This window comes from Bacillus australimaris, assembly GCF_001307105.1.
GTDB lineage: Bacteria > Bacillota > Bacilli > Bacillales > Bacillaceae > Bacillus > Bacillus australimaris.
On record NZ_LGYN01000006.1, the window covers coordinates 25642 to 38790 of the forward strand.

At 38.5% G+C, this 13149-nt stretch carries 12 protein-coding genes and 1 pseudogene; 3 read left to right on the plus strand and 10 right to left on the minus strand.

From position 1 onward, the window contains the following. Positions 1 to 322 precede the first annotated feature (322 nt). From melA to AKG37_RS05925, 7 genes are all read right to left on the minus strand, one after another. Entirely contained in the window at positions 323 to 1654 is a 1332-nt protein-coding gene (melA, locus tag AKG37_RS05895; RefSeq protein WP_060697967.1) for an alpha-glucosidase/alpha-galactosidase, read from the minus strand. Positions 1655 to 1685: 31 nt separating this feature from the next. After that, complete coding sequence (locus tag AKG37_RS05900; RefSeq protein WP_060697968.1) at positions 1686 to 2516, minus strand: carbohydrate ABC transporter permease; 831 nt, start codon at positions 2514 to 2516, stop codon at positions 1686 to 1688. Then, entirely contained in the window at positions 2516 to 3448 is a 933-nt protein-coding gene (locus AKG37_RS05905) for a carbohydrate ABC transporter permease (protein ID WP_060697969.1), read from the minus strand. The genes AKG37_RS05900 and AKG37_RS05905 overlap by 1 nt, the downstream gene beginning before the upstream one ends. Positions 3449 to 3478: 30 nt before the next feature. Further along, positions 3479 to 4735, minus strand: coding sequence for an ABC transporter substrate-binding protein (locus AKG37_RS05910; RefSeq protein WP_060697970.1), 1257 nt, complete (start codon positions 4733 to 4735; stop codon positions 3479 to 3481). A 216-nt stretch (positions 4736 to 4951) separates the two neighbouring features. After that, on the minus strand, positions 4952 to 5992 hold the full coding sequence (locus AKG37_RS05915; RefSeq protein ID WP_060697971.1) for a LacI family DNA-binding transcriptional regulator: 1041 nt from the start codon (positions 5990 to 5992) through the stop codon (positions 4952 to 4954). 469 nt (positions 5993 to 6461) lie between these two features. After that, positions 6462 to 6908 carry a hypothetical protein gene (locus AKG37_RS05920; protein ID WP_060697972.1) on the minus strand — a complete coding sequence of 149 codons (447 nt, stop codon included), beginning with the start codon at positions 6906 to 6908 and terminating at the stop codon, positions 6462 to 6464. Between the two features lie 229 nt (positions 6909 to 7137). Next, the gene (locus AKG37_RS05925) at positions 7138 to 7581 is read right to left on the minus strand and encodes a GNAT family N-acetyltransferase (protein WP_060697973.1); all 444 of its coding nucleotides are present in this window, start codon (positions 7579 to 7581) and stop codon (positions 7138 to 7140) included. A 107-nt stretch (positions 7582 to 7688) separates the two neighbouring features. On the opposite strand from AKG37_RS05925, the gene pdxR reads away from it, so the two are divergent. Then, positions 7689 to 9065, plus strand: coding sequence for a MocR-like pyridoxine biosynthesis transcription factor PdxR (gene pdxR, locus AKG37_RS05930; protein WP_060697974.1), 1377 nt, complete (start codon positions 7689 to 7691; stop codon positions 9063 to 9065). 153 nt (positions 9066 to 9218) lie between these two features. Here the strand turns inward: pdxR and AKG37_RS05935 are convergent, their stop codons facing one another. Further along, positions 9219 to 10181: a helix-turn-helix transcriptional regulator gene (locus tag AKG37_RS05935; protein ID WP_060697975.1), complete on the minus strand. Its 963-nt coding sequence runs from the start codon at positions 10179 to 10181 to the stop codon at positions 9219 to 9221. Between the two features lie 110 nt (positions 10182 to 10291). On the opposite strand from AKG37_RS05935, the pseudogene AKG37_RS05940 reads away from it, so the two are divergent. Both AKG37_RS05940 and AKG37_RS05945 read left to right on the plus strand, forming a co-directional pair. Further along, positions 10292 to 10749 (plus strand): annotated as a pseudogene (locus AKG37_RS05940) (GyrI-like domain-containing protein). A gap of 21 nt (positions 10750 to 10770) precedes the next feature. Continuing rightward, complete coding sequence (locus AKG37_RS05945) at positions 10771 to 11235, plus strand: hypothetical protein (RefSeq protein ID WP_060697976.1); 465 nt, start codon at positions 10771 to 10773, stop codon at positions 11233 to 11235. Positions 11236 to 11538: 303 nt separating this feature from the next. Here the strand turns inward: AKG37_RS05945 and AKG37_RS05955 are convergent, their stop codons facing one another. Further along, a complete protein-coding gene (locus AKG37_RS05955) occupies positions 11539 to 11979 on the minus strand; it encodes an SMI1/KNR4 family protein (protein WP_060697978.1) in 441 nt (146 codons plus the stop codon). Then, the coding region (locus AKG37_RS18730; RefSeq protein WP_237697645.1) for a pre-toxin TG domain-containing protein at positions 11979 to 13149 on the minus strand (1171 nt) is incomplete at its 5' end. The genes AKG37_RS18730 and AKG37_RS05955, both read right to left, overlap by 1 nt.

Sequence of the window (13149 nt, forward strand, 5' to 3'; positions counted from 1 at the left end):
GTCATGCTTTTAAGATGTGTAGGTATCGTCATTGTCTCATCTAATGGGCAATCATCTGTATACACTCTTTGTTAAATCAAATGGCCAATTTGGTTTACGTTGGGATAAACATCATTAGATGAATGGCTGTCAGCCTTTGTTTACCACGAATTAGGTTCGTTTATTTGTGACATATGGCAACAAGATGTCACAAATTTATGATATACTTTTGGTTAACTTTTGAGTAACTTTAGAAAATTATAATATTAAAAATGCTTTCAGTCAATTCTCTTTTTGCTGCATAAGAAAAAACCTGATGCACGGTGCATCAGGTAGAACTTGGTTATTTGGTTGATGCGGCATATTGATTCGGTTCAATATAATTTGGCAGCATCTCTCCATGTGCTTCAATGAGTTCATCACATAATTTGATGGTGTCATCAATTGATAGTTCAGCGCTTGTGTGTGGATCAAGTAAAGCCGCTTGATAAATGTGCTCTTTTTTTCTGCTGATGGCTGCTTCTATTGTCATCAGCTGTGAACTGATATTGCTTCTGTTGAGTCCAGCCAATTGTTCAGGGATCTCTCCGACATAGCATGGCATGATGCCGCTGCGATCTACCACACACGGTACTTCTACACAGGCTTTTTCAGGCAGGTTATGAATGAGTCCGCCTGTGTTCAGAACGTTTCCGCCAAATTTAAAGGGAACGTTCGTTTCGATCGCTTCAATGATACGTGAACCATATTCTTTAGACCGAGTATGTGTAATCTGTGTGTTCCCCACAAGGTCATGCTTCATTGTATTCCAGTTGTTGATTTGTTCCTCACAGCGCCTTGGGTATTCATCAAGCGGAATGTTAAACTGACCGATTAGTTCTGGATACCGTGATTTAATGAAATAAGGATGGTATTCGGCATTGTGCTCTGAGGATTCTGTGACATAGTAGCCGAACTTATCCATCAGCTCAAAACGAACCATATCATGATGCCGCGATTGCTGTTTTTCCTTTGCTCTTCTTTTGATTTCTGGATACAAGTCTTTTCCGTCCCGTTTCACCTCTAATAACCATGCCATATGATTAATGCCGGCAATTTTTTCTTCAATGCCTTCATGATCCATTTCAAGTGATTCAAATAGATCCTTTGTACACACCTGTACACTATGACAAAGACCTACCGTTTGAACCCGAGTATAGCGCAGCATCGCACCTGTCAGCGTGGCCATTGGGTTCGTGTAATTTAACAATAAGGCATTTGGACAAACCTCTTCCATGTCCTTTGCAAAGTCAAGCATGACAGGAATCGTTCGAAGGGAGCGGAAGATGCCGCCGATGCCAACCGTATCTGCAATCGTTTGCCTTAACCCGTATTTTTTAGGAATGGCAAAATCAATGACGGTACTTGGCCGATAGCCTCCAACCTGGATGGCATTGATGACATATTTCGCATCCTGTAAAGCTTCTTTCCGGTTGTGATAGGACTGAATGGTCACGTTCGCACCGTAGTTCTCTTTTAAATGCTGGAGCATCGTTTCAGATTCTTTCAGCCGGTTGTGGTCGATATCATATAGCGCGAATTCAAAGCCGGCAAGGGCGGGAACGAACAGACAATCTCCTAATATATTTTTAGCAAACACGGTACTCCCTGCACCGATAAATGTAATTTTAGACATAGACGATTCTCCTTTTTACATCCATATTGGGCTATCCTTTGACAGAGCCTTGTGAAAGCCCTGCGATAAAATATTTTTGCAAAAGTAAAAACATCGTGACCATTGGCAGCATCGCCATGAGTGCAGCCGCACCGACGAGCTGGAGCTGATGCTGATTTTGACCAAAAAAATGGGATAAGGCGACCGTAAGTGTGTGCATCTCTTTATCTTGTAAAAAGAAAATGGCAAATTGATAGTCGTTCCAAATATACACGCAGGCGATGATTAAAACAGAAGCGGTAATCGGCTTTAGCAGCGGAAAAACGACAGTGAAAAAAACTCTCAGCGTCCCAGCTCCATCAATACGGGCAGCTTCTTCAAGCTCCTTTGGAATGGTCGACCGGATAAAGCCTGCGTATAAGAAAATCGTCAGCGGCAAAAAGGCTGCCACATTGTTTAAAATCGCCATTTGATAGGTGTTCATCATCCCAATTTGAACGACCATTTTATAGAGCGGAACAAGGGCTGTGAGTGGTGGAATGACCATAATGGCAATGAATAAAACATAGACTGCTTGATTGAGTTTTGTCACCCTTCTTGCGAGCGGATAGGCTGCAAGAGATCCCAAAATAATGAGTAATACAGCAGAGCTAAACGTAATGATGACTGTATTCAAAAAGGACTGGCCAAGCTGAGCCTCTGTCCAAGCAATTCGGAAATTTTCAATATGCAGCACTTTCGGAAACAGCCATTTTGAACTAAAATCCCCCATTCCCTTTAATGATGTCGTTACCAAGATATAAAATGGTATGAGGTGAAGCAATGTAATCAAAAGGGCGAGCAAGGTGTACCATCTCTTCTTGCGTTTAAAGGCGTTATCCATCACACCTCGGTCTCCTTTCGTTTGAAATAAATCAGGGCGGCCACACTAATAACAAGGATAATGACCGCCATGAAGACCCCTTGCGTTGCTGCATAGCCTGCATCCTGGCGTTTGAAATACAGATCATACATAAAGGTCGACATCGATTGCGAAGAATCCCCAGGTCCACCTCCCGTGAGTGCCACAATGACATCAAAGAGTTTGAGCCCGCCAATGACATTCAGCACAACATTAATGGTGATTGACGGCATAAGCAGCGGCAGTGTGATTCGCCTGAATTGCTGAAGGCTTGATGCACCGTCTAATTGTGCCGCTTCATAATAATCCTTAGGAATACTTTGAAGTCCTGCTAAATAAATGATCATCGCAATTCCGACGAACTGATATGTGTTGACAAACACAATGATCCATGTGTTTAATTGCGGATTGCCAAGTGCATTCATTTGATCAAATCCAAAAAGCGTCACCACATCGTTCAAGGCACCGCCTTGGTAAGCAAACACAAAATACCAAATATAGCCCATGGCAATCGGACTGATCATGACAGGTAAATAGATGATGGTTCTTGTGATCGCACGCATCTTTAAGCTTTGATTTAATAAAAGAGCATATCCAAGTCCGATGATATTTTGAAAGATTGTGCTCCCGATTCCGTAAAGAAGCGTGTTTTTGACAACAAGCCATGTCGCTTGATCCTGAACCAGCCGTTTATATTGATCGAGGCCAACCCACTCATAAGTTTGTGAGAACCCGTTCCAATTTGTAAAAGAAAGCTGAATGCCGTTCAAAAAGGGATAAATGATAAAGGTACTGACCACGAGAACAGCTGGCATGTACATCCACCAAAGCGAAGAATTCTGGCTTTTTTGTCTCTTCTGTTTTGGTAAAGCGGTGAATGCTGCTGGCTGTTTTGCTTTTGTGATGTCGCTCATCGGCTTCACTCCTGTTTCAGCATCAGTGGGCTATTGTTTTTTCAGACGTTTATATTCCTCTTCCATTTTCTTTGATAACTGTTCTGGTGTGATGGAGCCTGCTAATAGTTCTTGCCCTGTTGTTGCCATAACCGCCCACATTCCGCTTGGTAAGTATTTTCGATCGAAATACGGTTCTATCTTTATCTTTTCGTATTGATCGTAAAACGTAGAGTAATAGTTTTTCGCTTTCACTTGCTTTAGAGCTGTTTCAGAGGATGTGCCCTCGGCAATTTTTTTCACGTTTTCAGGCTTTGCTAAAAAGTCGATGAATTGTTTTGCTTCTTTTAGATGTTTAGAATCTTTCCAAGCAGCGACTGTAAAACGTTCTCCGCCAATCCAGCTTTGCTCATCTCCTTCGTGAATAGATGGAACAGGCATTGTGCCTACTTTGATCGATTGATTGAGTTCTGTCGCATCAGGTCCTAGAGAACCACCCACAAAGGTGAAAGCGATTTTGTTTTGCGCCATGAGTTCCGGTGCTTGGGATAGTTTCGCTGTGAGCACATCTTTGTTTAAAAGGTCTTGATCCTTCAAATCTTTCATGAATTGTGCAAGCGGTGTATAGAGAGACCAATCAAATGATCCGTTTTCAAGTTCTTCTCCGTATGGATGTTTTTGATCGGTAATGAGTAATGGAGTCGCCAGCTCATCAAAAACTTGGGCGATATTTGAGTTATCTCCTCCTGGTATCCAGAGCGGCACAACATCTCCCTTGCTTTTTTCCTTCACTGTCAACAAAGCAGATTTTAGTTCATCTAGCGTTCTAGGGACGTCAATACCATATTTTTTTAATAGATTGGCATTAAAGCTAAGCCCGTCTTTTGCTTGATTCAGTGGATAAGCGTACACTTTGCCATCTTGGTCTTTTAGAATCTGGTCGAGTGAAGGATCAAGCTGTTTGACCCAATCCATCTCTTTTAAATCAGCCACATACTCGCTATAGCGCAGTTTGGCCCAGCCATGTGTATCAAACAGGTCTGGCATATCGTTTGCCCCCATTTTCACGCGGATCATATCTTCATAGCTATTGCCTGGGAAATTGGCATCAATTCGAATCTGTGGATGCTCCTTTTCAAACTCACGAATCACTTCTTCAAACGCTTTTCTTTCTCCGCTGTTGCTCATCGTTGAAAATAGCGTCAAGGTGACCTTTCCATTTGCTTCAGAAGTGCCGTTATTGCCGCAAGCAGACAAAATCATAGTCAAGACAAAGGCCACAGTCAGTAGCATGATTTTTTTATTCATGGTTTCCTCCTTTTAATCACTGAAAATTCAGACGATAATCGGTAGAATTCATGCAGTTGCGGAAACAAAAGAAGTCCATTATACTGGAATTCTATTCTTTTCAAAGGGACAAGAGGGCATACTGGCAGGCTGCCTTGTATTCCGCATGATCTGGCCATCTTGCGGAGCAGCTTGCTTTCTGCTTTTTTGTCTCTTTTTGTGTGCTGAAATGATGATTCACCCCCTTTCATGGATGAGACATGTACTGCCTCGTTCGATGAGTTTTGTGGGCACGACGACTTTTAGAGGAAGTTTTCTTCCGTTTATTCGCTCAAGCAAAAGCTTCAGGCCAACTTCCCCCATTTCTTCTGTATATACTTTGACGGTTGTGAGCGGCGGGCTTGAAAATGAAGCCGCTTCAATGTCATTAAACCCAACAATGGATACATCCGAAGGCACGCGTAGACCGGCTTCGTGTAGAGCACGCATTGCCCCGATCGCCATAGAGTCACTTCCAATGAAAAAGGCTTGAGGCAGTTTCCCTTTTTTGATGGCTTGCTGCATAAGCGTATAGCCTTCCTGCATGGAGTATTCACCAATGTGAATGTCATCCAAATGAAGAGCTCCCGCCTCCTGCATTCTTTTCATAAACGTCGTTTGTCTTTCATCCTCAATCACAGCATTTCCTTCGAAATAATGCTCCCGTTCTTTCCCTCCAATATAGCCAAGGTGTGTATAGCCGAGAGATTGCAGATGACGAATGGCACGATCTGCCGCTTTGACAAAATCAACATGTACACAATCATACAAATCTTCATCCGCATAATGATTGATAAAAACAATGTGCTCCATTCGGTTTGTCATTTTTTCAACCGTTTCTGGGCTGATTCGTCCAATGACGATCAAACCGTCAATATCCTTTAGCATCGCCCCTTGATCCATGCTTCTTAGGCGAAAGGTATGGAGAGTGGACAAGCCTTGTTTGGCATATTCTTTTTCAATTCCTTTTCGAATCGATGAAAAAAAGGGATCATTTAATTCTTCGTCAATGGATTGAGCGACAACGATACCGATGACTGGGGATTCAGATGGGCTTTTTTCTTCTGCTGGATCAGCTTTTCTTGCTCTTACTGGGGTATAGTTTAACCTCTTAGCAATGTCGAGGATGTTTTGTCTCGTTGCGTGTGAAACGGCAAGCGTTTGATCGCCATTTAACACACGGGAAACTGTAGAAACGGATACTTTTGCATCATGAGCAATATCTTTAAGTGTGGTCATAGGCAAACTCCTCATGGTTATTTGACTAAATATTTACTAAAGATATTTGAAGGATAACATATTAATAAAGCGCTTTCAATTATGGATTTGTGATTTTGATTTTGTTCCTGGGTGTGTTTTGGTGAAGTTTTAGGGTTTTTAGTAAAGTTGCGTAAAAAAGAAAATGTTTCATCTTATTTTTTACTGAGGTGATTTCAATCATGTTGAAGCATGATCTAGATAAAGCGGATCGCCATTCCTAGTTTTAACCAATTTTTTTTGTTTTGCCGGTTTTTCATCTTTTTTGAGCAACGGAAAAAGCCCCTTCTCTTCAGAATTGGAAATCATGCTGCTTATCTCTATCATACGATGATCTACATAGTAAAAAGTTTTCTCAGTTTGAAGGTCAATAAACGCAAAAAAACTTGAATGGTATAAAGCCAGTCAAGTTTTTTTCATGTCTTATCATCTTTTTTTCTATACGTGACACTTAAAATTCTTCCTTATTTAAACTAAAACCGAAATCCAAATAGTTTTCATATGAAATACAAATACACCAATCACCTTCTAATGATATAAAGTAGTGGTGCTGTGGGATATCTAAAAAATAGACTAGTAACTCTTCTAAATGTTTTAATTCAAACTGGTAGCCAAACTCTGTAAGGTTATCCCCTATATATATTACTTGTAAGTCATTATCTAAATATTTTTCTTTTAGTTCAGTTATAAATAGAAGAGCATCAGGAAGTAACGATTCATTATTTGAGCTCTTACTATGATGTTTATTGGTTTGTAACCAATCTATTTTTGAACCAGCAAATTCAAATTTTTGTTCTATTACATCTAAATAAATTTCTGGATTTTTATGTACTTTGACACTTTTAAGAAGGTCTTTTAATTCCAAATCCTTTATTAGATCTTCATCATAAGAATTCAAAAAAATTACCCCCTTTATCTAAAATCTTTTTGTGTTTTTTTCAATGTTTTTCTTATCAAAATTCATAGAAATCTCTGTTCCGTCATTTGTCGCATTCATCATTTCAGCGTACAATGCCATTGTAGCTTGCCGCTCCATCTCTTACAAAGCATTTTCACTTTTTGACCGGATTTTATTAAATCTTTAACCGTTTTCTTCCTGACATACCTAAACCTCCATTCTTCTATGTTCAATCCCAATAATAAATATAGTGCTGAGTTGAAGAATCTATTATCATCCCCATTTTTTCATACAATTGTTGTGCTTTTGTATTAGAAGTCGCTGTTTCTAGACTGATAAATCGAGCTCCTTTATCGTTTGCAAATGAAAATGCTTTTTCCATCAATTGCTGACCTATTCCCTTTTGACGAGAATCTTGTATAACAAACAAATCATTTAAAATGAACGCATCTTTCATCGCAACAGATGAAAATGTTGGATACAATTGGACAAATCCTAAATATTGTTCATCTTCCTTTGCAACAAACAAAATAGACTCTTGTTTACGGTATCGTTCCGCTAGAAAATGATAAGCACCTTCTACATTTGAAAGTTGCTTATAAAATTGGCGATATTGATCAAACAGAACCGCAACTTGCTTTAAGTCATTTTCATTAGCTCTTACTATATCCACTCTTCTATCCCCTTTCATATCAATTAGTAGTATAATAATCGATATTCTGACATGTGAAAATGTACAGATTTACACTTTATTAAATGTCAGAAGGGAGGAATAAAAAGATGAAACATTATATTTTCCCCTTCAGTGCCAATCAACCAAAATATAAACAAATTTATGAGCAATTTAAGAAATTAATCGAGGAGGGAAAGGTAAAAACAGGAGAAAATCTTCCTTCTATTCGTTCACTAGCAAATGACTTAGGTGTTAGTCGTCATACAACATTGCAAGCATATGATCAATTATTAGCTGAAGGTTACATTCAAGCCAATGTGCGTAAAGGCTATACTGTCAATAAATTTGAACCAATATTTCTTCACACCCCTATTCCAGAAGTACCTAGAACTAAACCAACACAATCGATCGATTTCGTTGATTTCAAAGTAAGTGCTGTTGATGAGGAACAATTCCCTTTAAAAGTTTGGCGGCAAATTTCTAACAAAGTGCTGCAGCAATCCATTAGCTTTCAATATGGATATCCTTTTGGAGAGCCGGAATTTAAACAAGAATTGGCTGATTACTTATTTCAAGCGAGAGGTATAATCATTAATCCCCAAAACATGATTGTTGGAAGTAATACACAGCAGCTGCTATTGTATTTAGGGTTTCTATTAAAAGAACGTTTTTCTAGTATGATTGTTGAAAACCCTGGTTATAGCGGTGTACGGGAGGTCTGTCATTTACATGGATTTGAGATTGAAAGTATTCCTGCATCCAAACAGGGTGTATTATTGGACTCACTCGTAAATAAAAGCGGGAAATTATTGTACATAACACCTTCACACCAATATCCTACTGGTACTGCACTATCGATTCAACAAAGACTTGAATTGATTCAATGGGTACGATCAAATAACGGTTTCATATTAGAGGATGATTACGATGGAGAATTTCGATATGGCCAAAAACCCTTTCCTGCTTTAGCTTCTTTAGATGCTGAACATGTCATTTATTTTGGTACGTTTTCAAAAGCATTTCTACCATCTATACGATTGGCATATATGGCTTTACCTGATTCATTAATCAATATCTATATGAGAGAATTTCAACACTTCGAACATAATGCTTCTTTATTACATCAACTGACCATGACTGAATTTATGAAAAGCGGGGAATGGACAAAGCATATTAAACGTATGCGCAATACTTATAAAAGGAAAATGAACTTATTGGTTCAACAAGTTCAACTTTTATTTGGAAAACAAATTGAGATCATTGGTGACAATGCAGGATTATATATCATGTTACGTATACACACTCCCTATACCGAAAAAGAATTAATTGAAAAAGCCCTTCAACAGCATGTTAAAGTTTATCCAACAAGTCATTTATTTATCGAAAATCCACCTGTACTACCTCACATACTGCTCGGTTTCGCAAACCTTTCTCTTGAACAAATCGAAAGGGGTATTTGTTTATTAAAAGAAGCATGGGAATAAGATTGGTGGTTCATTGACGATTTTGTTTGAAACTTGGAGCATGAATTTTGTGAATCGACTCTTTATCAAAATACCACTTCACCTTTCTGCTTTACCACTATTGGTGATACGGCTCACCGTGATGTATCGAATATGAGTTCTAACAAGCATTGATTATGGACAATATAGGAGTAGTCTCTCTTGTAAACTTTCCAAGATTTCTATAGGCATTTCCCTGACCTTGATATCCTTTGATGGAAAAAATAGCCAATTTGTTATCTCGGTTATTTCTTCTGATTGATTAACATTGATAAAAGTCTTTAGAATGGCTGTAGTTTGGTAAGGGTTCGTATAAGAAATTGACATTCTTAAAGGATGGTATTTTTTGAACTGTGCAATTGCCTTCGGACCAAGTTCAAGGACAAGGTTGATTACTTCCTCCTGCTTACTTAGTTTTTCTAAAATTTTTTTCCTGCTTAATTTAATATTTGTAGAGCATGGTTCTACATCTGTGAGATTGTCGACAGGCAAAATCCGTTTCTTCTCTTCCTTTAAATCAAAGCCTTCAATCAGCCACAGGCTTTTTTCACGATAAAGGTTCAAGAGGTAAATAGGATAGGACTTTATCACTTTCCCCTCTCTAATGGTAATCAGTAAATATCGATCCAAAATAAGCAGCTGGATTAATTTTTCTAACATGGGATGAGGGAGATCGGACAAATCAAGCAAATCAGGATTATTCGGGTTAGTCCCTTCAAATAGCAAGAGGCGATTTAAAAGAGTAAGGTCATCTTGCTGGGTTTCTGAGATGAGTCCTAGTAATTTTTCAGCTAAAGACTGGCGACTCTTTAAATAAGGGAGTTGTTGGTTTCTCCTGGCCATAAAGGCAATAAAAAGAGCTTTAATCTCATTATCGGTAAAACGAACAGTTGGCAGGACAGAGTTGTTCATAACAAAATATCCCCCGCCCCTTCCGACTCCTGCGACAAGCGGCATCCCCATAGCTTCAATTTCTCTGATGTCTCTAATTGCTGTCGAACGAGAGATATGAAATTCTCTCATGATTTCAGAAATTGTAAAGTTGGCGCGGTTGTTAATATACCGCATGATGGTATTAATCCGTTCAACTTTTTTCATCTGGTCCCCCTAAACAGTATCATTTTTTGACATGGTTTAAGCCTATTATATACCTATCAAGTGAAAAGACAGAATCACTTGGTTCATTTTTCGAAAAGGAAGTGTTGAATATGGCAGAATATATACTAGAAGAAAAAGACAGCTTTCACGTGTTAGGTATTGGAACTGAACTTAAGAGTCATTACACAGACTATGCGGGTATAACGAAGGAAAAAGCAGACTTTTGGCAAGCAGTCAACCAAGAAGGTCAGCTTGACACCTTAAAAGCCATTGCCACAAATGACTATATTTTTATCGTAAACGAAGCGGTAAATAATAAGCTGATGCATTATGTCGGGGTCATGACAGAGGAATCGTTACCAGAAGCGGACAGAGTGATTCAATTTCCTAAAGGGGAATATCTAATCGTTAAAGGGGAAGCTAAAACCGCTGATGAATTGCATTTGGTCAAGTCTTGCCTGAAGCAAAGAATTTTGCCTATGTTGGTGGACCAAATGCAGTGGTAGAAATGGGACAGCGAAACGACTTATTACTGGGTGAGATGTGGATTCCTGTTGTACGGAAATAAGAAGGATATGGAGGGATAGAAATGACTTATATCGTTGATTTTAAACATGTGTCTACGACTGGTTTAGAGTCTTCACCTGTAGCAGAAGCACTTGCGGGCTTAAGAGCGAATGAGGCTCGTTACTTTATGAATAAATATAAGTATGAATTTACAGTATTACCTGCTAGCGAAAGTCAGGAGACCCTTGATTATGTAAACCGAGTGTTAAAAGAAGAACGTGAACTAGAGTTTGCAGCCAAACCTTTAGAAACGGCAAGTTTTCAAGTGGAAAATATCAAATGGACCTACGTCTTTTATGAGGATGGTCTTGCAATTAACGTCCTGTATACAGTGGATGACCCGAAAAAACGCGCTGTTGGTTTTAAGCTTTCTGAAGGGATGGAAGTACCAAAGGAATTAGAAGGGAAATTTAAATTTGCTAGGCAGAAGTCTAAACTAGCTGGAACGATTCGTGGGTCATTTTTTAAAATTAAAGGGGAATATTGAACTCGAATTTGTGAATTTGATTGAACAAATAAGTTAAAATTATTTCCTCTTGTAAACAGAGCAGCATTCTCTATGCATTATTAGAGGATGTTTTTCTTTTACCAACATTATTTTCTTATGAAAAAGTTCGCCGTTAAAGTGGCTTGTCTGTTTAACATCTATACTTTTTTCAAAGGAATTTCTCATCTATATCAAAGAAAAAGATGTAAAGTATCCCTCATTCAAAAAACACTCACTATAAAAGCCAATAACACAAAAAACCTTGAAAGGAATTTAGCCAATCAAGGTATGCGTTTTATTTTTTTAATCAACTAGTAACTCCAAGTAATATTTATCATTTTCTTCTATTTTTCTTAAAAATTGTTCAAGAGAAGTCGCAATTTGAATATCATAATAGTAAACCGGACTGCTATTCTTTTCATTCAATTCAATTGACATTAAAGCTGATTCACTACCTTCAAAAAATATTAGTTTGTTATTTTCAAATTCATCATAGATTTCTATATCAGGATAAAACTCAAAATCATTAACTCTTAATCGAAAATCTCTTACGGAATAAGGATCCATAATACGATTGATATTAAACTCTGAACCTTTAATAAACCCATACCCAACCTCTATATAAAAATTAACTAACTCTTTAGGAAATTTTAAATCAAGTTCCTTCTCAACCTCTTTTATTTCATTTTCAGTTACTGGATGAAAACTATTTTCTTGATTTGCCTTTATAGATTCGTATCCCATTATTTTTTACCTCCTTTAAATAGTTCGTTTGCTGGTGAACCTTTTCCATGAATACCAGCTTGATGCTCATTTGGGAATTTTGCAGGATGCATATTCCACCATTCATGTTCTCCTCCAAATGTATTCTCAATTATATGATGAGCATCATATTTATCTCCTTTTTTCCTAATTATTTTACCTGTTTTTTCTGAAATAACATTTTCATTATACTCAGGCCACTTTTGCCCAGTATTTTCTTCCCACTTTTTGATCACTGTATTTTTTACTTTATCAAATTCTGCTCTATGCTTAGCTGTTTCTATTGGTGACATTTTTTTATATTCTTTATTTCTTAAGGCTTCCTTCAACTTCTGTGTTTGGTTTTTAGGTAACTCTCTGCCTGTTCGGCCTTCTATATCTCTAATATATTTTTTTATTGTATCAGAATCTATCTTATTACCCTTAACCCCCATTTTACCATGAAACCCTTTCGCTCCAAACGGCAAAAGCATCCCCAACGCCGCATTCATACTCGCTTCCTGCTGTTCTTTCGAGATCTTATTTCCAAACATGTCTCGGCCTGTGATTGCTTCGCTGAAACCGTTAGTGGCGGTGAGCCCATATAATCCTTTTTGTGATGTTTTCAGGGCGTCAAAGGATTTTTGTGATGTCTTGTAGATGTCGACTGCCCTGACTGCGGCTGATGTGGCTTGGGTGGTTTTATAGACAGCCTTTCCGCCTTTGAAAATGCGGCCTGCCCAGCCGACGATTGGGATGTAACCGGCTGCTGTCATACCGCCTGCGGCGACTCGCTGGCCTGCGGTGAGTTCCTCGCCTGTGATTGGATCAACACCTGTTGCGGCACGTTTTGCATCGTTCACACCAGTCAGTTCATTTACGATATTTCCACCGTAATCGAGCGCTTTTTCATACCAAGGACGGTTGGCGAGCGCTTCTTGTTCTTTTGCAATCTCTCGGGCTTCTTCTTGTTCTTTTTTGATTTTCAGATATTCAGAAGTTTGCTTCTCAATATCGCTTTTTGCCTTGTAGATTTCGCTATTTTGATACGCTTTCTTGTCAAAATTCATAGGCGAAATCGCTTTTCCATCATTTGTCGCATTCATCATTTCAGCGTACAATGCCATTGTAGCTTTCTGTTCCGTTTCTGACAAAGCATATTCATCTTTTAAA